Origin of the sequence: Brevibacillus sp. HD3.3A (assembly GCF_013284375.2) — a bacterium.
In the GTDB taxonomy this organism is placed as follows: domain Bacteria; phylum Bacillota; class Bacilli; order Brevibacillales; family Brevibacillaceae; genus Brevibacillus; species Brevibacillus parabrevis.
Window position 1 is genome coordinate 3,800,262 of record NZ_CP085874.1, and the last position, 24,179, is coordinate 3,824,440.

At 55.1% G+C, this 24,179-nt stretch carries 25 protein-coding genes; 5 read left to right on the forward strand and 20 right to left on the reverse strand.

The annotated features are described in order from the left end of the window. Positions 1 to 56: 56 nt before the first annotated feature. Together HP435_RS17485 and HP435_RS17490 are read left to right on the forward strand one after the other, a co-directional pair. Positions 57 to 1,373, forward strand: a complete 1,317-nt coding sequence (locus HP435_RS17485; protein WP_173599668.1) for an MFS transporter — start codon at positions 57 to 59, stop codon at positions 1,371 to 1,373. 200 nt (positions 1,374 to 1,573) lie between these two features. Continuing rightward, positions 1,574 to 2,020 carry a NucA/NucB deoxyribonuclease domain-containing protein gene (locus HP435_RS17490; RefSeq protein ID WP_173599667.1) on the forward strand — a complete coding sequence of 149 codons (447 nt, stop codon included), beginning with the start codon at positions 1,574 to 1,576 and terminating at the stop codon, positions 2,018 to 2,020. A gap of 51 nt (positions 2,021 to 2,071) precedes the next feature. Here HP435_RS17490 and HP435_RS17495 read toward each other — a convergent pair whose 3' ends face one another. From HP435_RS17495 to HP435_RS17545, 11 genes are all read right to left on the reverse strand, one after another. Further along, on the reverse strand, positions 2,072 to 3,808 hold the full coding sequence (locus tag HP435_RS17495; RefSeq protein WP_173599666.1) for an ABC transporter ATP-binding protein: 1,737 nt from the start codon (positions 3,806 to 3,808) through the stop codon (positions 2,072 to 2,074). After that, positions 3,777 to 5,645 carry an ABC transporter ATP-binding protein gene (locus tag HP435_RS17500; protein WP_173599665.1) on the reverse strand — a complete coding sequence of 623 codons (1,869 nt, stop codon included), beginning with the start codon at positions 5,643 to 5,645 and terminating at the stop codon, positions 3,777 to 3,779. The genes HP435_RS17495 and HP435_RS17500 overlap by 32 nt, the downstream gene beginning before the upstream one ends. A 41-nt stretch (positions 5,646 to 5,686) precedes the next feature. Continuing rightward, positions 5,687 to 6,496 (reverse strand): energy-coupling factor transporter transmembrane component T family protein, encoded by an 810-nt coding sequence (locus HP435_RS17505; RefSeq protein ID WP_122965103.1) that lies wholly within the window; start codon positions 6,494 to 6,496, stop codon positions 5,687 to 5,689. 3 nt (positions 6,497 to 6,499) lie between these two features. Further along, entirely contained in the window at positions 6,500 to 8,302 is a 1,803-nt protein-coding gene (locus HP435_RS17510; RefSeq protein WP_173599664.1) for an ABC transporter ATP-binding protein, read from the reverse strand. Between the two features lie 3 nt (positions 8,303 to 8,305). Beyond that, complete coding sequence (locus tag HP435_RS17515) at positions 8,306 to 8,905, reverse strand: ECF transporter S component (protein WP_173599663.1); 600 nt, start codon at positions 8,903 to 8,905, stop codon at positions 8,306 to 8,308. 244 nt (positions 8,906 to 9,149) lie between these two features. Beyond that, positions 9,150 to 10,130 (reverse strand): helix-turn-helix transcriptional regulator, encoded by a 981-nt coding sequence (locus HP435_RS17520; RefSeq protein ID WP_173599662.1) that lies wholly within the window; start codon positions 10,128 to 10,130, stop codon positions 9,150 to 9,152. A 164-nt stretch (positions 10,131 to 10,294) separates the two neighbouring features. Further along, a complete protein-coding gene (locus HP435_RS17525; protein WP_063229853.1) occupies positions 10,295 to 10,576 on the reverse strand; it encodes a hypothetical protein in 282 nt (93 codons plus the stop codon). Between the two features lie 272 nt (positions 10,577 to 10,848). Beyond that, positions 10,849 to 11,199 (reverse strand): YolD-like family protein, encoded by a 351-nt coding sequence (locus HP435_RS17530; RefSeq protein ID WP_122965098.1) that lies wholly within the window; start codon positions 11,197 to 11,199, stop codon positions 10,849 to 10,851. Then, positions 11,196 to 11,582, reverse strand: coding sequence for a YhjD family protein (locus HP435_RS17535; protein ID WP_173599661.1), 387 nt, complete (start codon positions 11,580 to 11,582; stop codon positions 11,196 to 11,198). Before HP435_RS17535 ends, HP435_RS17530 begins: the two co-directional genes overlap by 4 nt. Further along, on the reverse strand, positions 11,579 to 12,820 hold the full coding sequence (locus tag HP435_RS17540) for a DNA polymerase IV (RefSeq protein ID WP_173599660.1): 1,242 nt from the start codon (positions 12,818 to 12,820) through the stop codon (positions 11,579 to 11,581). Before HP435_RS17540 ends, HP435_RS17535 begins: the two co-directional genes overlap by 4 nt. Positions 12,821 to 12,982: 162 nt before the next feature. Beyond that, a complete protein-coding gene (locus HP435_RS17545) occupies positions 12,983 to 13,861 on the reverse strand; it encodes an AraC family transcriptional regulator (protein ID WP_173599659.1) in 879 nt (292 codons plus the stop codon). A 135-nt stretch (positions 13,862 to 13,996) separates the two neighbouring features. On the opposite strand from HP435_RS17545, the gene HP435_RS17550 reads away from it, so the two are divergent. Both HP435_RS17550 and HP435_RS17555 read left to right on the forward strand, forming a co-directional pair. Next, entirely contained in the window at positions 13,997 to 14,368 is a 372-nt protein-coding gene (locus HP435_RS17550; protein ID WP_370641080.1) for a VOC family protein, read from the forward strand. 21 nt (positions 14,369 to 14,389) lie between these two features. Then, positions 14,390 to 14,875: a GNAT family N-acetyltransferase gene (locus HP435_RS17555; RefSeq protein WP_122965095.1), complete on the forward strand. Its 486-nt coding sequence runs from the start codon at positions 14,390 to 14,392 to the stop codon at positions 14,873 to 14,875. A 10-nt stretch (positions 14,876 to 14,885) separates the two neighbouring features. Here HP435_RS17555 and HP435_RS17560 read toward each other — a convergent pair whose 3' ends face one another. From HP435_RS17560 to HP435_RS17590, 7 genes are all read right to left on the reverse strand, one after another. Continuing rightward, on the reverse strand, positions 14,886 to 16,445 hold the full coding sequence (locus HP435_RS17560; RefSeq protein WP_229049702.1) for a hypothetical protein: 1,560 nt from the start codon (positions 16,443 to 16,445) through the stop codon (positions 14,886 to 14,888). A 158-nt stretch (positions 16,446 to 16,603) separates the two neighbouring features. Further along, positions 16,604 to 18,658, reverse strand: coding sequence for an ATP-dependent DNA helicase RecG (gene recG, locus HP435_RS17565; RefSeq protein WP_063229860.1), 2,055 nt, complete (start codon positions 18,656 to 18,658; stop codon positions 16,604 to 16,606). 1 nt (position 18,659) lies between these two features. Next, positions 18,660 to 19,544, reverse strand: coding sequence for an L-serine ammonia-lyase, iron-sulfur-dependent, subunit alpha (gene sdaAA / locus HP435_RS17570; protein ID WP_122965093.1), 885 nt, complete (start codon positions 19,542 to 19,544; stop codon positions 18,660 to 18,662). 54 nt (positions 19,545 to 19,598) lie between these two features. Continuing rightward, positions 19,599 to 20,261, reverse strand: coding sequence for an L-serine ammonia-lyase, iron-sulfur-dependent subunit beta (gene sdaAB / locus HP435_RS17575; RefSeq protein ID WP_122965092.1), 663 nt, complete (start codon positions 20,259 to 20,261; stop codon positions 19,599 to 19,601). 180 nt (positions 20,262 to 20,441) lie between these two features. Continuing rightward, entirely contained in the window at positions 20,442 to 21,296 is an 855-nt protein-coding gene (locus HP435_RS17580; RefSeq protein ID WP_173598042.1) for a DegV family protein, read from the reverse strand. A 21-nt stretch (positions 21,297 to 21,317) separates the two neighbouring features. Beyond that, positions 21,318 to 23,027, reverse strand: a complete 1,710-nt coding sequence (locus tag HP435_RS17585) for a DAK2 domain-containing protein (protein WP_173599658.1) — start codon at positions 23,025 to 23,027, stop codon at positions 21,318 to 21,320. Positions 23,028 to 23,040: 13 nt separating this feature from the next. After that, complete coding sequence (locus HP435_RS17590; protein WP_005831018.1) at positions 23,041 to 23,406, reverse strand: Asp23/Gls24 family envelope stress response protein; 366 nt, start codon at positions 23,404 to 23,406, stop codon at positions 23,041 to 23,043. Between the two features lie 245 nt (positions 23,407 to 23,651). Here HP435_RS17590 and rpmB point away from each other — a divergent pair, with 245 nt between their 5' ends. Next, a complete protein-coding gene (gene rpmB, locus HP435_RS17595; RefSeq protein WP_005831020.1) occupies positions 23,652 to 23,840 on the forward strand; it encodes a 50S ribosomal protein L28 in 189 nt (62 codons plus the stop codon). 95 nt (positions 23,841 to 23,935) lie between these two features. Here rpmB and spoVM read toward each other — a convergent pair whose 3' ends face one another. Next, the gene (gene spoVM / locus HP435_RS17600) at positions 23,936 to 24,019 is read right to left on the reverse strand and encodes a stage V sporulation protein SpoVM (RefSeq protein ID WP_005831022.1); all 84 of its coding nucleotides are present in this window, start codon (positions 24,017 to 24,019) and stop codon (positions 23,936 to 23,938) included. 20 nt (positions 24,020 to 24,039) lie between these two features. Then, positions 24,040 to 24,177 (reverse strand): hypothetical protein, encoded by a 138-nt coding sequence (locus HP435_RS17605; protein ID WP_173598027.1) that lies wholly within the window; start codon positions 24,175 to 24,177, stop codon positions 24,040 to 24,042. Positions 24,178 to 24,179 lie beyond the last annotated feature (2 nt).

The window sequence follows — 24,179 nt, forward strand, 5'->3', positions numbered from 1 at the left end:
GCCCGCCAGGAAGGGTACGTTATGTTCAACTCTTATTTTTGAAGCGGGGTGATCGTATGCAGCAAAAAACGAAGAACCGCCTTCCTGCCTTTTTTCCGGCGATGAACAGCACCTCTTCAAAAGCGCCTGGCTCCGCTGCTCCTAAATCTCCCAAGCCCGGCGAACTGGACAACCAGGCTCGGCTTTTGCTGTTGGTGAATGGATTGTTCATCGCTGCCGGCGCTCTCTCCGGTACGTTCGTGAACGTTTATTTGTGGAAGGTGAAAAGTCAGTTTGCGCCCATCGCCTGGTTTACATTTGCTACCCATTTGGCTGGCGCCCTGACCTTTTGGCTCGCTGGCGCGTACGTCAAGCAGTTCAACAAAATGAACATCCTGCGCGCGGGGATGGCCGGGTCGGCGCTTTTTTACTTGCTTGTGCTCCTCGCTGGCCCGCAGGCTGTGTCGTACGCCGTCTGGCTCGGGCTGGTTCAGGGGATGGCGGTCGGCTTTTTTTGGCTTGCGTTCAACGTCGTTTACTTTGAAATTACCGGGCCAGACAACCGCGACCGCTTCAATGGCTGGGCAGGACTGTTGGCTTCCGTAGGCGGCATGCTCGCTCCCTGGCTGTCAGGCTGGCTGATCTCCCGTCTCCCCGGAAACAATGGCTACAGACTGATCTTCGCCCTCTCGCTCGCTCTGTTCGTCGTCGGCGGCATCATCAGCTTTTTTCTGAAAAAGCGCCAGTCGGAAGGAACGTACTCCTGGGGCTTTTCCTTCCGCTGTCTGCGCGAGGAACCCAAGTGGCGTCTCGCTGCCGCCGCTCTCGCCGCACAAGGCATGCGCGAAGGCGTATTCGGCTTCATCATCGGGCTGTTTGTCTACATCGCCACGAAAAGCGAAATGACGCTGGGGAATTTCTGGCTGATTACCTCGGCAGTCGGGCTGCTCAGCTACTATGTGGCGGCCAAATGGTACGCCCCGCGCTACCGCAAATGGGGCATGCTCACTGGCGCGGTCATGATGTCCGGCATCTTGCTCCTGTTTTTCTGGCAGGTCAGCTATACGACACTGCTCGCTTTCGGGATCGTCGTCTCGCTCGCCTATCCGCTTTTTTCGATGCCGATGATCTCGACTGTTTTTGATTTGATCGGCACGAATGAACAGAGCGCGAAAAACCGGGTGGAGTACGTCGTTTTGCGCGAATTTGCCCTGGATGTCGGTCGGCTGGTCGGCATTTCGCTGTTCCTGCTCGTCACCGCGATCAGCGTCTCGGCCTCGACGTTAAACTGGCTGGTGTTCGCGATTGGAACCGGGCCTGTGCTCGCCTGGCTGTGCATGAAAAGCCTGTTTCCCTGGCCGGGCACAGGCGATGCCAAACAAAGCCGAACTTAGCAGGCCGTGGCGGGGCCAGCCGGACAACAGAGAAGTACGCAGCGGCATTTTCGCAAAAGTTTTTCCTTAGCACGCTTGTCCTAGATTGGTATAATGAACCAAAGGGCAGTTGATCTCCGCGGTTATCGCCCGTGGATGAACTGCCCTTTTCCCATGCGGCGAACCAGCGATTGTCGCAAAAACGGACCAAGGAGAGCAACGTGCGAATCAAACGAATTTTATTCACCCTCGCTGTTTTGATCGGGATCGGATTGTTCAGTCTGTTAACCGAGCAACAGAACAGCCAGACCACAAACACGTCTGTGCAAGCCGATGTCGTTCTGACCTTTCCCCGCGAGCGCTATCCCGAGACGGCAGAGCACATTCGCTCTGCCATCGAAAAAGGCCAGTCTGCTGTCTGCACCATCGACCGCAAATCGGCGGACAAGCACCGCGAAGATTCCTTGCGCGGCATCCCGACCAAACGCGGCTACGATCGCGACGAATGGCCGATGGCAATGTGCAAGGAAGGCGGCAAGGGAGCAGATATCGCTTATATTTCCCCTTCCGACAACCGCGGGGCAGGTTCGTGGATCGCCAACCAGCTCGAAAAGTACCCGGATGGCACGCGCGTGCAAATCGTCATCGGCGATCAGCCTGCCCGCTAGAAAAAACCCCGCTTGGCGCATCGGCCAGACGGGGTTTTTCGTCACAACGCGTTACGAGGAAATGTGCCAGCCGCTTGTTTGCTGCTGCAATCCCCACAGCTTCGCATACAGTCCGTGGCGGGCAATCAGCTCGTCGTGCTTGCCTGCTTCCACGACACGGCCTTGATCCAGCACATAAATCTGGTCAGCGTGGCGGATCGTTTTCAAGCGATGGGCAATTGCGATGACCGTCCGGCCTTGAATCAGCCTGTCGATCGCTTGCTGAATGTGCGCTTCGTTTTCCGGATCGAGGGAAGCGGTCGCCTCATCCAAAAGGACGATCGGCGCATTTTTCAGCATGGCCCGGGCGATGGATATGCGCTGCTTCTCCCCGCCGGACAACGTGCTTCCTCCCTCTCCCACCATCGTCTCGTAGCCGTTTGGCAGCTGCATGATAAACTCGTGGCAGCACGCCTGCCTGGCTGCCGCTTCGATTTCTTTTTGTGTCGCGTCCCTTTTGCCGAAGCGAATGTTGTTGGCGATCGTGTCCTGGAACAGATACACATCTTGAAAGACCATCGAGATGCGGGACAACAACGCTTCCGGGTCCATTTTTGCAAGCGGCTGTTGTCCGAGCAGCACTTGCCCGCTGGTCGGGTCGTAAAATCTGGCAATCAGGCGGAGCACGGTGCTTTTTCCGCTGCCGGACGGCCCGACCAAAGCGGTGAACGATCCTGTCGGCATGTGCATGCTGACGTTGTCGAGCGCCAGCTTTTCGTTGTATCCGAATGATACGTGATCGAGCGTCACATCGTTTTCGTCCGGCGGATGCAGTTCGCCCAGCATCGTCGGTTCAGCCAGCAAATCGACGATCCGCTCGCCGGCCTGCTCGTGATAACGAAATTCTGCGTAATTGACGAGCGCCGTGGTCAGCGGATCGAAAATTCTTGTTCCTACCAAAAGAAACATGACAAACGTGATCAAATCGAGGTTGCCCCCAGCCAGCAAATACGTGCCAGCGATTACCATGAGCGTCAGACCCGCCCGAATGCAGGCGATGGCCGCCAGCACGATCGGCCCGAGCAAGCCTTCGATGCGGATGCTCTGTCTCATGAACTCGCGAAAAGACTTCTCCAGCCGCACGAAACGCTCGCCTGTCAAATTGTACGCTTTGATGACGCGAATGCCGTTCAAATATTCCTGCAAGCGGTTCGCGGCATCAATTTTGGCCCGCATATGCTGGGCGCCGAGCTTGCGCTGAATGCCAGACGTGAGCAAAACGAGCATGATCGCGACAGGAAATGCGGCAAACAAGGCGAGCGCCATCCGCCAATCGATGAAAGACAGCCCGACGATGGCAATGACCGGCATGATCAGCGCCCCGATCATTTGCGGGACGAGGTGGGATATCCCGTGCTCGACCATCGCAAAATCGCCCATCATCATATTCGCCAAGTCGCCGGGGTCCCGCTTGTTCAAATAGCCGAGCGACAGCTTGCGCAAATGCTCCGCAAGTCTGGCCCGCCCTTCTGCTGCCACGCTGTATGCGCCGCCGAACTGCGCCCGGTAGGCGGGCATTTCCGTCAGAAACAGCAGCACCAGAGACGCGATCAGCCATGCGCATATCCACCATAAACGCCCTGTGTTCAGCGGTGCGTCCGGGTGCACAAACGGTTCAAAAATCAAGCGCGCCGCCTCTACCAGCAAGACAAACGGCACAATGCTGGCAAGGTTCGCAATCGTCGTGTAAAAGACAGGCTTTAGCAATGCGCGGGGTTTACCGGCTGTTATATTGCTTAACGTGCTCATCGGCAGCCAACCTCCCTCTCTCTTTTCCGATCTGCCAGTTTTGCGCATCGGTGTACGCCGACCACATCCGGGCGTACAAGCCGTTTTGCTGTAGCAGCGCCTCGTGTTTTCCCTGCTCGACCAATTTGCCGCCTTGCATGACGAGAATCTGGTCGGCTTCCCGGATCGTGGACAGGCGATGGGCAATGACGATCACGGTCTTGCCTTTCACCAGTTCGGCCAAGGCCAGCTGCATTTCGTATTCATTCTCGGGATCGGCAAAAGCTGTCGCTTCATCGAGGACGAGAATCGGAGCATTTTTCAAAATCGCCCGCGCCACGGCCACGCGCTGCTCCTCTCCCCCTGACAAATAGACCCCGCCTTCGCCGATCAGCGTATCGTAGCCTTGCGGAAGGTTTAGAATAAACTGGTGGCACTGCGCGGCCTTCGCTGCCGCATAGACCGCTTCGGGCGCAGCATCGGGCAATCCTACCGCGATGTTGTTGTACACCGTGTCATAGAACAAAAACGTCTCCTGGAACACAAACGCCACTGTGTTCATCAAATCGGTGCTGGACAGATCGCGAATGTCCACGTCGCCAATGCGAATGGCGCCTTCCTGCACATCCCAGAAGCGGGGAATGAGATTGGCTACCGTCGACTTGCCTGCTCCCGACGGGCCGACGAGTGCGGTCACCTGCCCGTGCCGCGCCAGGAAAGACACATGCGAAAGGGCTTCTTTTCCTTGCTGTGCCTGTGCGCCCTCTGTGCCTTCTGTTGCAGTTGCGCTCGCATAGGCGAACGAAACGTCGTCAAACGCGACGTCAAAATGCTGCGGCTGTTTGGAAGCGAGCGGCTCGGCAACAGGCTGTTCGGCAAAAATCCGATCCATCCGCTCTACCCCTTCTCCAATGTCGCGCAGCGTCGAAGTCAAAAACATAATTTTGAACATCGGGGCGGACACCCCCGGCGCCATCACGAGGAAAAACAGCAGGACAGACGCGAACGCCACATTGTGCGGATCGCTGCTCAACAGAAAAACCCCCACAGGGAGGATGAAAGCGACGAACGAGCCTAAAATGACCTTGAACGTCAAATATCCGTTTTGAAAATCACGCGTATGCTTGACACAATAATCGCGGTACGAAATCATGTCCGCGTAAAACTGGCGAAAAGAGTGGACGGTTTGCCCAAATACTTTGATCGCGGGCATGCCGCGTACGTACTGCACGGCGGAACCGTTCATCCGCTCCAGCGAGTCGTAATATTTTTTGATGTTTTCTTTCGTCCGCGTCCCTTGAAACGACAGCACCTGCACCAAAAGAGCCAGCACGATCGGCACTACGCAGGCGAGCGCCAGCCACACGTTCAAGTAAAACATGACGCCGACCATGACGACAATCGTCACGACCACCTGAACCAAATCGGGCAATTGGTGGGCGATGAACGTCTCGACTTTTTCCACGTTTTGCTCCAGCGTTTTCTTGACTGCCCCCGTCGACGTGCCACTCAGCCAGCCAAGCGGCAAACGGCCGATATGGGAAGCCAGCTTCACACGCAAGCCGTACAAAATCCGAAAAGCGGCAATGTGCGATACCATCCCTCCCACGTACATCAGAATGAGGCTTCCCACCAGTCCGAACAGGGCAATCACGCCCCAGCGAATCATGTACGCCCCGTCTGCATCGGCCACAGACGAGGCATGCAGCAGCAGCTCCTGCAAAATAAAATAGACAGATGCGTAAGGCACAAGCATGCAGATGGCGCTCAACGACGACAAAATGGCCGAAACGATCAGCAAGCTCCGCTTCTCATCCGCAATCTCCAGCAGTCGAAGCACGCCTTTTTTCTCGCTCATTCCTCTTCCCTCCCTTTCCATGCTTTCTAGACCACCAAGCGTTAGGCAAACATTTTGAGAAACGAGATTTCCCCCAGCAAACCAGCAAAAGCCAAGCCTGCAACCAACAGCCCCGACAAAAGCCAGAACAGCAGGACAAACTGCCAGTCTTCCCGCTGGAACACGCTTGCCCGATAGTAAGTGCGCCGCGGATGGACTGCAAACCCGCGCGCATCCATAGACAAAGCCATCCGCTCTGCCTGCCGGATCGCCGTGACCAACAGCGGAAGCGTCGTCCCTCTCACTCTCTCCCCGTAAGACAACCGACTTTTTCTCGCTTTTTCATTCAAGCCTCTCACTTGACGCGCCCAGCGAATCGTCCGATGCTGCCGCTGCATATCCGGCACAAACCGCAAAATCGCCAGCACGGCGTATCCGATCCGGTCATTCACTCGCCAATTTTGCACCAGCGCCCGCACGAAATCAGGCGTCTCGGTCGTCAGTGCAAACAACAGCATGACTGCATACAGCGAAAGCAGCCGAAGTCCCGTAGTCAATCCGAGCAACACGCCTGCCTGCGAGCCTGGCTGGTTGCCCCCGGCTGCGCTGTCGATCATGAATGGATACGTGAGGAGAAAACCGATCAGAAACGGGAGCAGCACGACGATTTTTTTCATGTAGGAAAACAGCTGGACGCGCCCGAGCCAAACCGTCAGCAAGGCGCTTGCCACGATAAAGGCGACGGGCGTCCACACATTTGTCACCAGCGTTAAAAAAACAGTCACAGGCAGCGTCGCTACCAGCTTGGACAGTGGATTGAGACGATGCAAATACGAAGCGGAAGCTCCCGGGACACACTGATTCTCGCTCATCTTTTACGCCTCCACCCCCGTCCGCTCGCCCAGCAATCGCAGGCAGCCTGCTCGCACATTTTCGTAAGTCGCAATCCCGGCCAAGCTCGGATCGTACACGGACAGCTTTTGCGCCATTTCTGCTGCTGGTGGCAGACGCAAGCTCGCCTGTTTCAAAAGCTCCGGCTGCGAAAACAAACGGTCTGCCGTGCCGTGGAAGACGAGCTTCCCTTTTGCCAGCACAGCTACCCGATCGGCATACTCCGCAAGCAGCCAAAGCGCGTGCGTGATCAAGACAATCGCCACTCCTTCGCGTTGCAGGCTTTGCAGCATCTGCATGATCTCTCTGGCATTTTTTTGATCCTGGCCAAAAGTCGGCTCATCGAGGATCAGCACTTTGCGCTCCTCTGTCAGCATCGTCGCAACACTGAGCCGCCGCTTCTCTCCCTGGCTCAACTGGTACGGACTGCGCCCGGCAGCAGAGGCAAGACCAAACCGCTGCAACAGAGACTGGGCCTGCACACGGGCTTGCTCTTCATCCCGTTCCGGCATGCCGACGACAAGCTCCCTTTCTGCTGTCTCCGCCACAAACTGATGCTCGGGGTTTTGAAAAACAAACCCGATGTTTCGCACCAGTTCGGCCATCGATAGCCCTGTCATGTCTTTGCCGGACAAAAAGAGCGCTCCTTTGTGGGCGGGCAACAGCCCCATCAGGTGCAAAGCCAACGTCGTCTTCCCGGCGCCGTTTGCTCCCGCGATGGCCAACAGCTCGCCACTGGAGATGGTCAGCGCTCCCACTGATTTTTGCAGCACGCCCGAAGCGGCGCGGGACAGCATTCCTTCCCTGATCGCAAGCAGCGGGACGCCTGCTTCGTCTTCGGACGATGCGGAGCGTCCAGCGTCTGCCCTTTGCTCAGCGCACGCAGCGGGACGAGCGCCCTCCGACCAGCTTTTCTCTTGGATCAGGCTGCCAAAAGCAAAGCCGTTGCCCAGCCTTTTTCCGATCTGTTCCGCCACTTCATCCGCACAGAGCGCGACGGGCGACAGCCCCAACTCTTTGCTGAGCCGCACCGTCTCCGGCAAAAAGACGCCCTCTTCGCAGAGCCGCTCATAGCTTTCGGAAAAGACGCGTCGCGCTTCCCCTTCGGCGATTACCTCTCCTGTCTTGCCGAGCACAAGCACACGATCGGCCAATCCGATGCATTCGTCCAGATGGTGCTCCACGAGAACGAGCGCCTGCCGCCCGCCTTGCTTCAATCGCTCAATGACGGCGAACACTTCTGCGCGGCCTGCCGGATCGAGCAGCGCTGTCGGTTCATCCAGCACGATCACTTGCGGCTGCATCGCCAGCACAGAGGCAATCGCGAGCCGCTGCTTTTGACCGCCGGACAGGTGCTCCACTGCCTTTTTGCGCTGATCAGAAAGTCCTACTTCTGCCAGCGATTGCGTGATGCGCCGCTCCATCTCTTCGCGGTCCAGACAAAGATTTTCCAGACCGAAAGCGACCTCATCCTCCACCGTAAAAGCAACCAGTTGCGCTTCCGGGTCTTGAAACACCATCCCGACATGCATCGCCAGTTCCCCTACGGTTGCCTCGCTCGTGCTTCGCCCTGCTATCCGCACATCGCCCTCATAGCTCCCCTGGACGGCGTGCGGGATTAATCCGTTCAAGGTGAGGGCGAGCGTGCTTTTGCCCGCCCCGGATGCCCCCATGATGAGCAGCAGCTCGCCTGTTTGTACACGGAATGTCACGTTAGTCAGGACAGGCTGTTCGGCGGCATCGTAGCCGAAACAGACATTCCGCACATCCAAAACACCGTTATCCATCAGCTATCGCCCTGCTTTGTTCGCGAGGCTCACACGATAGTCCGTCAGCAAGCCTGCCTGCATCAGCGAATGGCACAAAGCGCGGGAGAGCCATGCAACCAAGGCGCAACTGACAGCCGTCACCGCGAACAAACCGACCTGTGATCCGAATGACAAGTTCGCATAGCCTGTCAGCCGGTACTCGCTCAGGACTGCCAGCGCACCTGTTACGGCGGCGGCTGTCAACATAAACCGTCCGCTGTACGTCCGATAGCGTGCAACGGCATAAGGCAGCTCGCAATACAATCCGTTGATCGCTTGCCCGATCAGCATCATCCAGCCGTAGGAGGTGAACGGAATCATTACCAGACCCGTTACCAGTTCAGCCAGCACGCCTGCTCCCGGTTTGCGGATAAGATAGAGCGCCATAAAACCCGGCATCATGTAAAAACCGATAAGGACACGGGAATAAATCGGACCCGTAAGCGAAGTGGCCAGCATATACACGTAATTGACCCCGATAATGACGATGGCAAAAACCACTCCCAAAAGCCCGGCCATCAGCAAGTCTTTCGTTCTCCAAGCCCGTTGTACTCGGCCAGCGTTCTCCAAGCCTGCTTTCATTTTTTCACCTCTCCTGTGTTTGCTTCTCTCTTTTGCTGTTCCTTCTTTATCATAGAGTGAGGGGCAGCCTCTTTACCGCCATTTCGCGGAGAGAGACTGCCCCTAGAGGGAGAAAATGCCCGCAACAAAAAAAGACGCTCGCGATTGAACGTCTTTTTTGCGATGAAAAATGTCTCGCCGTTTTTCATGAAATGGGATGTGGCCGCTTGCGGTCAACAAAACGGTTGTGACTGTTTTGTTGCTTTTACGGTTTTTCCAGCCGCTTGCCGTACAAGCTAGGATTCACCCCGTACGTTTTGCGGAACAGCGAGGCAAAGTGGCTGAAGTTGCTGTAGCCTACGAGCAATGCCGCCTCGCTGACGCTAACCCGCTCTCTCTCCAGCAAAAGCTTGGCTTTTTCCAGCCGCTGCTGCCGCACGAAGCCGAACACCGTCGTTCCGAACACTTCCTTGAACCCGATTTTCAGCTTGTAGTCGTTGATCCCGACTTTTCTCGCCAGATGTATCAGGCTTGGCGGATGATCCAGCGTCTTTAGCAGGATGTTTTTCGCTTCGTGGATGCTTTTGACGTCATCTGCCTTCAGCGAAATCCGCTGTTCCTTTTCCAGCTCCGCCTCCTGCAGAAACAGCGCCAACAGCTCCATGGCCTTGCCTTCTATAAACAGCTTCTTGATCGTTCCCCGATACGGATTGCTGATCACCTGCTCGATAATGTGCGTCATCCCAGGGGTGATCGTCGTTTCCAGCCTCGCAAACGACTGCTCGGGGCACGCGTTCATCGCTTCCAGCAGTTGGCTCCACAGCCTGTAGTCAAAGCTCAGCTCCAGATGGGAAATTCGCTCATGTTTCGGCATCTGGGCATGGCACGTCAGATCGTTCATGTAAATCAGCTGAGCGCTTCCTGTCTGTGAGCAAAACTCCTGCTGCCCGCCATTCACGGTCCAGTTCGCTCCGCTCTCGATATTGAAAGCCAGCTCCAGATGAGGGTACTTCATTTTCGTCTCCATCGAAAAAGTTTGGTGCAAATACATGTTGCTGTAATCGAGCCTCAGTCCCTCGCGCACCGCCACATGCCGATGGTACCCTTCCCCATAGTGCGGCGGCAGATCGTGCAACCGCTCCATCCCGTCGATTTCCTCTGAGCGGGCCCATTCCAGCTGGTCCGTGATCACTTGATTGTACTCGGTAAACTCGGAAAACTCCGCTTGAATATGCATGTTCCTCATCCCTTTTTGCCCCTCTTCTATGTCAAACGATTGGTACGCATTGCCTGCCACATTTTTCTTCATTATATTGATTTTGATTTTCATTATCAATTGATAATCACACAAAAAAACCTTTTCTGCCTCTTGTTTCCAAGGCTGAAAAGGTTTTGTCCGTTCGATTGCGCTTAGGCAGTGGTTGCTTTTTCTTTTGGTTTCGTCACGATGTGGTGACCGAGCGGCAGACCGCGTTGCTCCAGCTCTTCTGCTGTCACAATGTGAAGCGTCTCGCTCTTGCAGGGCATGGGCATCAATCCGCCCAAAGGGCTCATTACTCGTCCGATCGTGTCCGTCTCGATGAGCACGTACAAGCCTTTTTCCTCCAATTGCTGAATAAATTCCCCCCAACGCTTGGAAGTAATTTGATCGGCGTGCTTGGTGAACATGACACCCATTTCTTGTGCTAGCATGTAAAATCTCCTTTGTTCTATCCAGCAGTTATCTGCTTCAAATGATATCCTAACAATACAGGGAAACATCCTGTTCTGGCAAAAAGCGTTTAAGCCAAAAAAAGACGAAAAACGGTTGTTTTTGACCGCTTTTCGTTTCAGGAATCTCACTGCTTCTTTACACACATCGTTTCAGCACGGCACGCTGTTTTTTGCCACTTGCTTTGCAAAAAGGGGCCTATTTTTGTCCATTTTCTGAATCCTCGTGCCCCTGTTCTTCCTGCATTTCCCGCTCAAAAACCCGAAGCCAGCTCTACTTGCAGCAAACACGCAAAAGAAAGCCAGTGAAACCCGTCGCCTGTCTTGAGCTTCAATCGCCGGGCCGCCTGATCGATATGTATGACGTGGGCAGACAAGTGCCGCGGCTCGCGTCCGTCAAAGTATGTCAGCTTCAAGAGGTTGTTCGCCTGAAATCCTTGCCAGATCAGCTCGCTCATCGCTCCCAGCTGCTCCTGGTCAAGCTCGGGCGGCACGTACTTCTGCTCCTCTTCCTTGGCGCGCAAATACATTTCCCGATGTTCCGGGAGGACAAATCGGCTGGCTACAAACACATTCTCTTTTTTGGATACGCGCTTTTCTCTCATGCTCTCTTCTCTCCTCGCTGCTGATTTCGCATCCACCAATCGATCAGCTCCTGACACTCTGCCTGCAAAATTTCAATGGTGTACCGGGCTTCCCGTACATATCCGCGCTGCTGGTAGTGCACCATGTACACGTGCCCCTCGCGCCTGGCGCGGACTACTGTGCAGTCGCGCTGCTGCAAAAGGCGGCGCATTTGCTGCTGCTGCCGCTCAGCCCAGCGCGACAGCTCCTGAAAAGTCCCATCGATCATGGCCTGGTAAGAGAGCTTTAACGGCACAAGCTGCAACCGGCTCCAATCGACCATGACAGCCTGAAACAAAATGCCGAACAAAATGTACTGCCGGACAAGCTCGTACTCTTCTTCTGTTGCCAGCGGAGTCGTCACTTGTAGTGCCCCCCGATCTTGCGCGCGCGTTCTTTCGCCTGACCAGCCTCCGTGACAGAGGCTGCCCGCAAAATCGCATCTGGGCCAAACCGTGTCCGAATCTCGTCGATCGTCCGGGCGAGCGAACGGCGTTTGTGGTTGTCTGTGAACAAATTTAGCTGCACGGCATGATCGGAAATCAGCTGCTCCAGGTTGATCCCGATACTGCGCACAGGCGTCTGCTGCCAATGGCGATCAAACAACCGGCAGGCTGCCTCGTACAGCTCCATGGCATCATTCGTCGCTTCTGCCAGCTTCATCTGTCGGACAAAGCCTTCTCCTGCCGACAAGTTCGCCCCGCGACAGCCAACCGACACGACGGAACCCATCAACTCCTTTTTGCGGGCCCGCCTGCATACTTCTTCGCACAGCTCCAGCAGCACGACCTTGATGTCTTTGGCCGTATGATAATCGCGCGGCAGCGTCATATGATGGCCGATCCCTTTTTGCGTGCCGTACACATCGAGGGAGACAGGCGAATCGTCGAGGCCATGCGCCGTACGCCACAGCACTTCGCCGTTCACTCCCCAGTGGCGGGTAAGCACATCTGGCGAGAGCTTCGCGAGCTGACCGATCTGGTAAATGCCCATCCGGTGAAAATGCCGCTTCATCCGCGAGCCTACGCCGAACATTTTCTCTACCGGAAGCTTCCAGAGCGTCTCTTCCAGCTCCTCGCGTTTCAGCCAAAAGATGCCGTCCTTCCGCTTTTTGGCGAAGTTGTCACAGGCCATTTTCGCGAGTACTTTGTTCTCCCCGATTCCTACCCGGCAGCGGATGCCCGTATCCGCCCAGACCCGTTTTTGAATCTGCGCTGCCAGCTGCAACGGGTCGCCGAACAAGTGAAGGCTCCCGGTCACATCGAGAAACTGCTCATCAACCGAATACGGCTCCACCTTGTCGGTAAACGATTCGAATATCGCGGTAATGTGCATGGAAATCTGGAGGTACATCTCCATGCGCGGACGCACGACTACGAGCTTGCGGCATTTTTGCTGCGCCTGCCACAGTGCTTCTGCCGTAATCACGCCGTACGACTTCGCAATCGGACAGGCTGCCAGCACTACTCCGCTTCGCCGCTGCGGATCTCCTGCGACCACAATCGGCTGATTGCGCAAGGCCGGATTGGCCCCTTTTTCAATACTGGCGTAAAAGCTCTCCATGTCGATCAAGAAGACGCACGGTTTGTTCGCATTGGGCATCACCATCATCCCCTAAACAAGAACTTATGTTCTTATTATAACAAACGTATGTTCGTTTTTATACCTGACCCGCCGAAAAAAACATTGGTAATTATTTCTGCAAAAGAAACGCACACGCCAGCAGGTGTTTCGGCAAGCGTGTGCGAATCTGATACGAGGATGTTATTTTTTGACAACAGGAATCCAAATCTCGCTGCGAAATGTCGGCGAAGTCGTATCCTTGTCGGCATTCCACAGCAGTTCGGGACCTTCCGCCAGCTCGTAGCCGGAAGAGAGAAACCACTCGGCATAAATGCGGCCCCAGACGTCTTGCAGCGTATCGGGAAAAGGTCCTACGGCTTCAAATACCGCCCAGGTAGAGGCCGCCACTTCGAGCTTCGCGAAGTGCTCTGGACATTCCTTTGTCGTGGCCACGCCGATGTAATGATCCAGCTCTCCGTGCTCGCCCTGATTCAACCGCTTTTCGGAAAAATTCGTGGATGCGCTCAACAATCCTACAGGCTCGGTATTGGACAAAGATTTGAGCAGCTCGATTTTTTCAGCATCCAGCGAGGCCCACATCGCAGCAATCTCGGGATTCACCCCGTTGTACATCAACGGAACCCGTTTCTGCAAGCCAACGATGCGAAATCCCGCTTTCTCTTCTATACGATAGTTCATGACACTGCCTCCTTTGATAGACAGATGGAAGGTCATGCGCGGATAAGCTTTCAGCGACTGGCCGCTGGCTCTCGCTTCGGTGGGCGTTACCCCGTGCATGTGCACGAAGGCGCGGGCAAACGAATCTGGCGAGCTGTACCCGTACTTGATGGCGACATCAATGACTCTCACCCGCTCGTCTTTCAGCTCGAAAGCAGCCAGTGTGATGCGCCTGCGCCGGATGTACTCGGAAAGCGGAATGCCAGCCAGAGAGGAGAACATCCTTTTGAAGTGGTATTCCGAGCAGCAAGCCACGCGTGCGGCCTGCTTGACATCAATCTCGCCAGCCAGATTTTCCTCGATGTAGTCCAGAGCTTCGTTCCATTTTTGCAGCATATCCATCAACATGACCTCCCTCTCCACCAAAGAGTAACAGACATACCGCGAAGCGATCCGACATTTCGTGCCCGATGATGCAGGGTGGCTTCGCTACATGTAGCATCCCGATTCCCATACCGTACCGAAAGGAAGCGAATCATGCCCATGACCACTTCTCCTTCTCCGTTGCACTCCGAGATCGGAGCCATTTTCATCGCCGTCAGCGATATTGAGCGTGCGCGCGACTGGTACTGCCAGCTGTTGGGACTGCCGAAAGACGGCGAGATTTCGTTTGGACACCTCTATTGCATCCCGATGAACAACGGCTCCAACCTGGTGCTGGACAGCAAAATTTTTCCCAAACGCACCCCTGATGATGCTCCGCTCTTTCACTTCAACACGACGGACATCGAAGCCTCCTATCGTTACCTGGAAGAGTTGGGGGTGGAGCTGGTCGGCCCGATCCAGCACGGACACTGGTTCACGTTCAAAGACCCGGATGGCAATCTGCTGATGGCAGCCAAATGCTGACAAAGAAAGGGGAAACCGACTGTGACGATCCGCCTGCGCCTTACCGTGCCAACAGACCTCCCGTTCGTTTGCGATGTGGAGCAAGCACCCGAAAACGCCCCTTTTCTCGTCGTCTGGAGCGAAGAACGGCATCGGGAAGCTCTTGACGATCCCGATGTTTTGCACATGATCGCTGAAAAAGCAGAAACAGGCCACCCCGTAGGCTACGTCATCATCGCCGGGCTGGCCAATCCGCATGATTCAATTGAGCTGAAACGCATTACGATCGCAGTCAAAGGTCAAGGCTACGGCCGCAGCATCTTGCGCCAAATCAAGCAATGGGCTTTTCAGGAACGAAAAGCCCACCGCCTTTGGCTGGACGTCAAGGAAACAAACGACGTCGCCCGCACGCTCTACCTTTCCGAAGGCTTTCGCGTGGAAGGAACGTTGCGCGACTGCCTGAAGACCGGAGATACGTACGAATCTTTGCTTATCCTGTCCATGCTTGCCGACGAATACGAATCGTGATGATCGCGATTTAAGGAGCAAGCGTTCGGTCCGTCATCACGTACAACCATTTGCCATCCGCGCTTGCTCCCAGGATGGAAAGACCCGCAGGAAGGCCCGACACGAGCACGGACTGTGCTTTTGTATCGGCGTCAAACAAGTACAGCGATTGCTTCAAGTCGGTTTCCTGCGCGGCTTTTTCCCATTCCGTAAACAAAAAACGGTGCGTGCCCGGCAGCCAGAGACCATCGCCGCGCATGTCCATCAGCGGCACGTTGCCTTTGAACAGACCTGCGTTCCAGTACATTTGATACGCGCCATCCGTCGACTGCACATACCCGGACCAGGAATCGGCCGGAACAGGCGGTGTCCATGCGATGACCTTGCCGCTCTTCCACTCATAGCGCAGACGTATTTCCTCAAAGCCTGATTCTTCGCTTCTCATCGCGAACGTGGCGTAGCGGCCATCGTCCTGGAAGGCGACAGGCAAAATCTCCCCGTTGGACTCGCTCGTAGGCACCCATCCCTTGATCGCTCCAGGAATGCGCTTTTCCGTTCCCTTTTCCAGATCAAACACAACGAGATCGAGGTCTTTTTTCTGCTCGGCTTTCCCCACTGCCATCAGCAACTGTTTCTGATCGTAGCTGAAGCTCGCACCATGCACATACCCTTGTACTTGAACGCGAACGGCGCTGTCGCTTGGCGGAACAGTGATTCCTTTATCCGGCTGTGCATAGAAGAAGCCCCGGCGATCTGCGATGAAATCGCCTGCTCCACGATAGTTGTCCGCAAGCTCCACTGGGTAAAGGGTGCGTTCCTTTGTTTTTGTATCGTAAATCGAATAGAGCATCGGATACCGGGCGTCGCACTCGCAATATTTCGTGAAACGGCTCTGCAGCACGTACCGTTGCTCGCGGTCCAAAAACTTCATATTGGTCATGACGGAAAAGTCAGTCAGCTTCTCGCGCACTTTGCCATCGACAGAGATTCGCCAAATTTGCGAAGGCGCAAGCACAACAGCGTGAAAGGCATTCGCTGCACCAATCACCGTGCCTTTTGTCGATTTGGCTCCCCCGGCACTCAGAACGTATTCCGTCCAATCCCGCTCTTTTCCGGCGGTAGCAGGAAGAGTTACCAGCACTTGCAACTGACGGTTGTTCAACCATTGAAAAGCAAACGTCGGTTCAATGAACCCCAAACCTTCTCTCGCCGCCTCTTCTTTCGCGTGCTTGCGAATCGTCGTCTCCACGCTTCCCCGGTCCATCTCCTCCCGGAAAAAGAGCGTGTACGACTGCGGAGTCGGTCCGACTACCGTGCGCAGCGGCGACTGCAACCGCGTGTCCTCATCTAATTGAATAACCACATCTGCTTTCATGCTTGCATAATCGTAAGGGCGCTCCTTTTGCTTCCAGTCATCCGCTGCCTTCGGTGTCGTGCCCGATGGTGCGGCTTTGCCGGACGAAGCGCCTGTTGCTGGATTTGTGCCCGTTTGTTTTTGTGCCGAAGAGGCTGCGGCCATGCTGCAACCCGTCATGATGATCAAAGAGAAGCCCAACGCGATGCTCATTCCCCGAAGATTTCGCAAAAACACAAAATTCGCCTCTCTCCCCAGTAAATTTTTATCCGTGAAGATAAGACGTTTATCCTTGCCATTTCGTCACATTTTTTTCCTGAAAAAAATCGTTTTATCACTAAAAAAGAGCCTCCCCCGCACACAAACGTGCAAAAGAAGACTCTTGCTTTCCATTTTTAATCAAAGACGATGCCATCCAGCACGCCTTCACGCTGCAAGTAATCGCGCAGCCACTGATGAGCTGGCTCCCGCCAAAAAGCGTCCTCGGCCACGAGTCTCGCGGTTTCCTGTCTGGCGACTTCCAAAGCTTTGTAGTCGGCAAGCAAATCCGCGACCTTAAATTCCGGCAATCCGCTCTGCTTCGTGCCGAAAAAGTCACCCGGTCCGCGCAATTCCAAATCGCGCTGCGACAGCTCAAAGCCGTCCGTCGTCTCGCACATGACGCGCATCCGCTCTTTGCCGATCTCGGATTTCGGATCGGCGATCAAGACGCAGTACGATTGCTCCGAACCGCGACCGACCCGACCGCGCAGCTGGTGCAGCTGGGCAAGCCCGAACCGCTCGGCATCGTAAATGACCATGTACGTCGCATTCGGCACGTTGACCCCGACCTCGACGACCGTAGTCGAAACGAGAACGGCGTGCTCCGCTGCGAGAAAAGCTTGCATCACCGCATCCTTTTCCTTGGCAGGCAAGCGACCGTGCATCAGCCCGACGCCAAATTCCGGGAAGACATGAGTGAGCTGGGCGTGGACGTCGATTGCATTTTGCACATCGAGCTTTTCCGACTCTTCAATGAGCGGACAAATGACGTACGCCTGGCGTCCTTTTCGCAACTCATCGCGCATCTGCTCCAGGACGGCCGGAAACTGGTCGTGCTTTTTCCACGTTGTCTCAATCGGCTTGCGGCCTGCCGGCATCTGGTCGATCGTCGAAACGTCCATATCGCCAAACGCCGTAATCGCCAACGTCCGGGGAATCGGCGTAGCCGTCATGAACAAGACGTCGGGAGTCAGTCCTTTGTTGCGCAAAATGCGCCGCTGCTCTACGCCGAAGCGGTGCTGCTCGTCCGTAATGACCAGGCCGAGGCGCGAGAAAAACACGTCCTCCTGGATGAGCGCATGCGTCCCGACGACGACATCGATCAGCCCCATTTGCAGCGAGCCGATGACTTCGCGTCTGCGCTTGGCTGTCAACGATCCCGACAGCAGTGCCACCTCGATGCCGAAGTCTGACAACAGCTTCGTCAGCGACTGCACATGCTGCTCGGCAAGAATCTCGGTCGGCACCATCAAGGCGCCCTGATAGCCGGCTTTCACGGCAGCGAACAGCGCGATGGCCGCCACTACCGTTTTCCCCGAGCCTACGTCACCTTGCAACAGCCGGTTCATCGCGTGAGGCGCAAGCATGTCGTCCAATATTTCTTTGACAACCCGCTTTTGCGCGTCTGTCAGCGGAAAAGGCAGTCCTTTGACAAACTGCCGCACTTCGTCCATCGGAATGGAAAGAGCCACACCTTCCGACTGCTGCCGATTGATGCGGCGAAGCGTCTGTATTTTCAACTGGAACAAAAACAGCTCTTCAAACATGATCCGGCGGCGCGCCTGACGTCCCACTTCCGCATTTTCCGGAAAGTGGATCGAGTGAAACGCTTCGACGCGCGGCATCAGCCGATAGCGCTCCACGATGTCTGGCGGCAAAATTTCCGGGATTTCCTTGCCGTATTGCCGCAGCGCCTGCTGGATCGATTTGCGCAGTAGCGTCGTAGTCATATCTCCGCCGAGCGGATAGACCGGAGACAGCTCGCCTCGTTTCGCCGCTCGCTCCGAGTCTACCTCTGTCATCTCGCTGACCGTAATCTGGAGCTTGTGCTTGTCCCATTTGCCCGTCACGAGAATTTCCTTCCCGGGCGACAGTCTCGTTTTGACAAAAGTCTGGTTGAACCAGACAGCCGTCACGACCACCCGATCCATCACCAGCTTGACAGAGAGGCGCGATTTTCTTTTTCCATAAAAACGAACAGAGGGTTCGCCGTACACCGTACCTGCCAGCGTGACCCTCTCTCCGTCTTTTACTTCTGTCAAATCGCGCACGCGGTAATCTTCGTAGCGGGAAGGGAAATACTCCAGCAAATCGCCGATGCTGTGAATCCCGAGTCCCGCAAATGCCTTCGCCCGTTCCTCCCCTACCCCGTGCAAAAGGGAGACGGGTGACTGATAAGCCCCAGCCATTTTACTTCTCCATCCGTACGCCGAACACTTTCGCTTCGATCATACGGCCTGTCTGGGTTGCTGCCAATCCGCCCTGCGCGGTTTCCTTCAAGGCAGTCGGCATGGAGCAGCCGATCCGGTACATCGCATCAATGACTTCATCTGTCGGAATCACGCTCTTGATTCCCGCCATCGCCATGTCTGCTGCGACTGTCGCAATCGCCGCTCCCATCGCATTTCGTTTGACACACGGCACTTCTACCAGTCCGGCTACGGGGTCACAAACCAGACCGAGCATATTTTTCAAGGCAATCGCCACTGCCTGCGCCGATTCTTCCGGGGTGCCGCCTGCCATCTCCACAATCGCAGCCGCTGCCATCGCGGTCGCCGAGCCTACTTCTGCCTGACAGCCGCCAGCCGCACCGGAAATAAACGCATTGTTGGCGATGCAATAGCCGATCGCTCCAGCCGTGAACAAGTAGTTGACCATCTGCTCGCGGGTTGGTTGCAGCTTGTCTGAGACGGCAAACAGTGTTCCCGGCACAATCCCACAGGCACCCGCTGTCGGTGTCGCTACGATCGTTCCCATCGCTGCGTTCACCTCGTTGACCGCTACCGACATCGACACGGCGTTGAGCAGAGTCGGGCCGGACAAGAAAGGCTTGTTCTTCATATATTCTTGCAGTTTTTTCGCATCGCCGCCCGTGAGTCCGCTATGGGAGCGGATATCTTCCGTAAGGCCGCGGCGCACTGCTTTTTCCATCACATCGAGATTGGCGTACATGTCTTGCATGATGGCCTCTTTTGTACGCTGGGAAACTTCCATTTCCGCTTCGATCATCACCTGGGAGATCGGTTTCCCTTGCGATTCGGCCAATTCTACCAGTTCAGCTACATTACGAAACATCTGGTTGATTTCACTCCTCTGATCCTGCTATTCGTGCTTTGGCTCGGATGTTGGCTAGAGCGAGAGCAGGGAAACATCAAAAATATGGGGAATCTGACGAATTTCCTCCAGCACTTCTGCGGAAACTGTCGAGTCTGTCTCAATCGCCATCAAGGCGCGGGAGCCGCGTTCGTGTCGGGACACTTCCATGAATCCGACATTGATCCGGTGCTGCGTGAGCACTTTCGCTACAGCGGCAATCATGCCGAAGCGGTCTTCGTGCAAAACGAGCAACGTCGGCGTGTCGAAACCGAGCTGAAACGAAAAGCCGTTCAGTTCCAGCACCTCGATTTTTCCGCCGCCAATCGATACGCCTACCAGTTCAACCTGGTGCTGATCGTCAGACAGCTTGATCCGCGCCGTGTTCGGGTGCTCCGTCAAAACGTCGGAGGTAGTCAGCGCGACTTCCATCCCGGCTTTTTCTGCAAGCAGGAGCGAATTTTTCAAGCGCAGATCGGATGTATCGAAGTCGAGAATCCCTGCAACGGTCGCCACATCGGAGCCGTGTCCCTGATAGGTTTTCGCGAATGAGCCGTAAAAAGTAATGTCTGCCCGCTGTGGCTGACGTCCGAACAGCTTGCGAGCCACCCGGCCAATCCGGGCCGCGCCAGCTGTATGGGAACTCGATGGTCCAACCATGATGGGGCCGATGATATCAAATACGCTTTTATACTTCAACCGGTTCTCCTCCTGAATGACAAGGGGTTCAACAAGATTCACTCTCATTGTATCCTACAGGCTGTCAAAGCGCCACATGGGAAAGTGTAGCGTGTGCTGTCATCGCCCTCGCCGCTTCACTCGCGTAAAAAGCCTCCCATCCACCGGGAGGCTTTCTCTCATCTGATTCACTTTGACTTTTTATTGCTTGACCATCACGACGCCCAGAAGCCCTGGGCCTGTATGTGTGCCGATTACCGGACCGATTTGCTCCAGATGTGACTCGCTTACCTGGAACTCGTTTTTCACCCGCTCCAACAGCTCGCTTGCTTGCTCGTGGGCACTGCTGTGGAGAACCGCGACTCTTACAGGCTGACCCTGCGCATACTCTTGCAAGGCTTCCAGCACGCGGTTGAGCGCTTTTTTCGTGCCTCGCACTTTGTCAAAAGCAGCCACGTAGCCTGCCGGGTCGAGCGTCAAAATCGGTTTGATATTGAGCAAAGAACCGATGACAGCCGAAGCTCGGCCAATCCGGCCGCCTTTTTGCAAAAACTCCAGCGTATCTACGATAAAGTACACTTGCACGGAATCGAGATAGCGGTCGATCGCATCGAGGATTTGTTCCTTGCCTTTTCCCGCTTTCGCATCCTTGGCCGCTTCCACGCAAATCATTCCGTGCACGAACGACGCTTTGCGCGAATCGATTACGGTAATATCGATGTTTTCGTCGAGCATGGACTTCGCGATCATCGCGGACTGATACGTGCCGGACAAGGAACCGGACAGAAGAATGGCAATGATTTGTACATCGCTTCCGTACTCTTCCCGGATGGCTTTGTACGCCTCGGCAAACTCAAGCGGCGATGGCTGCGAAGTAGTCGGCAAAGCATGAGACTGCTTCAGCTTTTCAAAAAACTCGGATGAAGAGATCGTCACTCCGTCCAAATACGTCTCCGAGCCAAACATGACCTTCAACGGAACGGTCACGATACCGAGCGACTGCCTTACAGACGCGTCGATGTCGGACGCGCTGTCAGTAAGAATCACAACTGGCATTCTGGCGTGCTCCTCTCCTCGTTACTCCACGGAAAAAATGAAGGGATACAGCGGCTGTCCGCCAGGCTGAATCTCCACTTCCGCATCCGGGTATGCGTCTGCCACAGCTTCCTGCAACGCTTCGGCATGCTCTTCTGTCGCTCCTTCTCCCAGGAACACGGTGACGATTTCCGTCTCTTCGTCCACCATCCCCAGAAGCAGCGTCTTGGCGCACTCCAAAAGCTCTGGTCCAGCCGTGACGATTTCTTTTTCTTGCAAGCCGATGAAGTCGCCTTCCTTGATCGTGACTTCACCCATTTGCGTATCGCGAACCGCATGTGTCACCATTCCCGTCTTTACCTGGGAGATGGCTTTTTCCATCGCGGATGCGTTCACAGACGGCTCGGCGTCTGCGTGGAAAGCGAGCACCGCCGCCAAACCTTGCGGAACGCTCTTCGTCGGCACGACAGTAACCGGAACCTCTGCGAGTGCGGCAGCCTGTTGTGCCGCCATAATAATGTTGCTGTTGTTTGGCAATATGATGATGTGCTGGGCAGACAGTCCTGCGACAGCTTTCATGAAATCTTCTGTGCTCGGGTTCATCGTCTGGCCGCCCTCGACCACGACATGCACACCCATGCTGCGCAAAATTTTGGCGATGCCTTCGCCCGCAGCGACTGCAATCAATCCGTAAGGGAGCTGTTCACTCGCAGGCTGGACAGCTGGCTCTGCCGCCTTCGCCTCGCTTTTGCCCTCTTCCGCTTTGAGTATGTTCGCATGCTGCTCGCGCATGTTTTCGATTTTGATCCGGTGCAGGCTTCCGAACTGTTGCGCGTATTGCAACACTTGGCCCGGATGCTCTGCATGAATATGTACTTTGACGATTTCGTCGTCGGAAACCACCAGGAGCGAGTCGCCCATCGTATCCAGATGACCGCGGAACAACAGCTCGGAAAACGGCTTTTTGTTCGGCTCTGTGCTATGTGTGACATGAACCATAAATTCCGTGCAGTAGCCGTGCTTGATGTCCTCCGTTTTCAGATGGACTTGTGCATTGTGCTGTTCGGAAATCAGCTTGTCCAGCTCTTCCGGGCGCACGGACGGCTTGGCTTGTTCTCCGCGCTCGGCAAATTCCTCGCCGCGCAGGGCGCGCAAGAACCCTTCATAAATAAACAGAAGGCCCTGTCCGCCTGAATCGACGACGCCCACTTCTTTGAGTACAGGCAGCATTTCTGGCGTGCGCAAGAGCGTAGCTTGCGCCTGCTCGTACGTTTTTTCCATTACAGAGACAATATCATCTGACGTGCGCGCTGCACGCACAGCCATCTCCGCCGCTTCGCGGGCAACAGTCAAAATCGTGCCTTCCACAGGCTTCATCACTGCTTGGTACGCAGCGTCCACACCTGCTTTCAAGGCATCGGCAAATTGACGGGCGTTCACCTCGTCTTTTCCATTGACTGATTTGCTCAGGCCACGGAAAAGCTGCGATAAAATGACACCGGAGTTCCCCCGCGCTCCCATCAAAAGACCTTTTGCCAGAGCAGCAGCACTGTCCGAGATGCGGGGAGATTCCTTGCGTCTCAGCTCATCCACACCGGATGTGAAAGTCAAATTCATGTTTGTCCCCGTATCGCCATCCGGCACCGGAAAAACGTTCAAGCCATCTACTACTCTGACGTTGTCGGATAATAGGTTCGCCCCCAGGTAAACCATCCGGCTAAACAGCACGCCATCTAGATGCGTATGTACCAACTGATGTTCCTCCTTACGAATCTCTGTCTGTACGAACTCCCTGCACGAAGATGTTTACGGCAGTGACGTCGATGCCTACCGTTTGCTCCAAGGTATATCTCACGCGGCGTTGCACGTTGCCTGCCACCTCGGAAATTTTCACGCCATAGCTGACGATAATATGCATGTCCAAAACCACTTCGCCGTTCGTATTGTGCACGACGACACCTTTGCTCAGGTTGTCGCGGCCAAGAAGCTCGGCAATTCCATCTTTCAACGCCTTGCGGGAAGCCATGCCCACCAGCCCGAAAACTTCCATGGCTGCGCCTCCGGCAATTCGTGCAATTACGTCCTCTGTAACATCAATTTTTCCTAATGATGTGCTCATTTCCACTGTCATTGAAGGACTCCTCCTCTGTTAAACAGCTTGCCTCATAGGTAAGCGTACCCATGCTTCCCTCAATTCTACACTAACGGATGTGAGAAATGAAGCGTTTTGTCGATCCTACCAACCCTATGAGAAAGAGCTGGCAAATCATCTTGTCAAGTATTGCAATTGACAGCAATCATGTGCTAATATAATCGAGTATTTGTATTTCCCATCAAGGAAATCCCGTTTAGATGCAACAAGGGAGGTGGATTGTAATGGCACGTCGTTGTTTTGTAACAGGTAAATCTGCAAAAGCTGGAAACGCTCGCTCCCACTCCATGCGCGCAACTCGCCGCACTTGGGGTGTCAACGTACAAAAAGTGCGCATTCTCGTTAACGGTAAACCGAAGCGCGTTTATGTAAGCACTCGAGCACTGAAATCCGGTCTCGTAACTCGCGTATAGTTTTTCTAAACGACGCGAAAAAAAGCACCCTCGAGGTGCTTTTTTGCATTTCTCCGACGTTCCTTTTCCATCTTTTCATGAAGGAGGCCGCGTCTTCATTTTTTCTTGTTGAATGCCTCGATGATGCCGCGAATCATGCCACCCAGGAACTTCGGCAACTTGATGGTGTAAAACCGCATGCTACCCCTCCTCACCGAAATTACTTCCCACGATACAAAAACCAGCCTGCCCCCATGAGTGCCGCCGCCAACAGGCTATACCAAACCCACGGAGGTGCCATGTACAGGAAAATGGTGATTCCCCCGACAGCCAACGCAACCCCGAGAACACGTCGCAAGG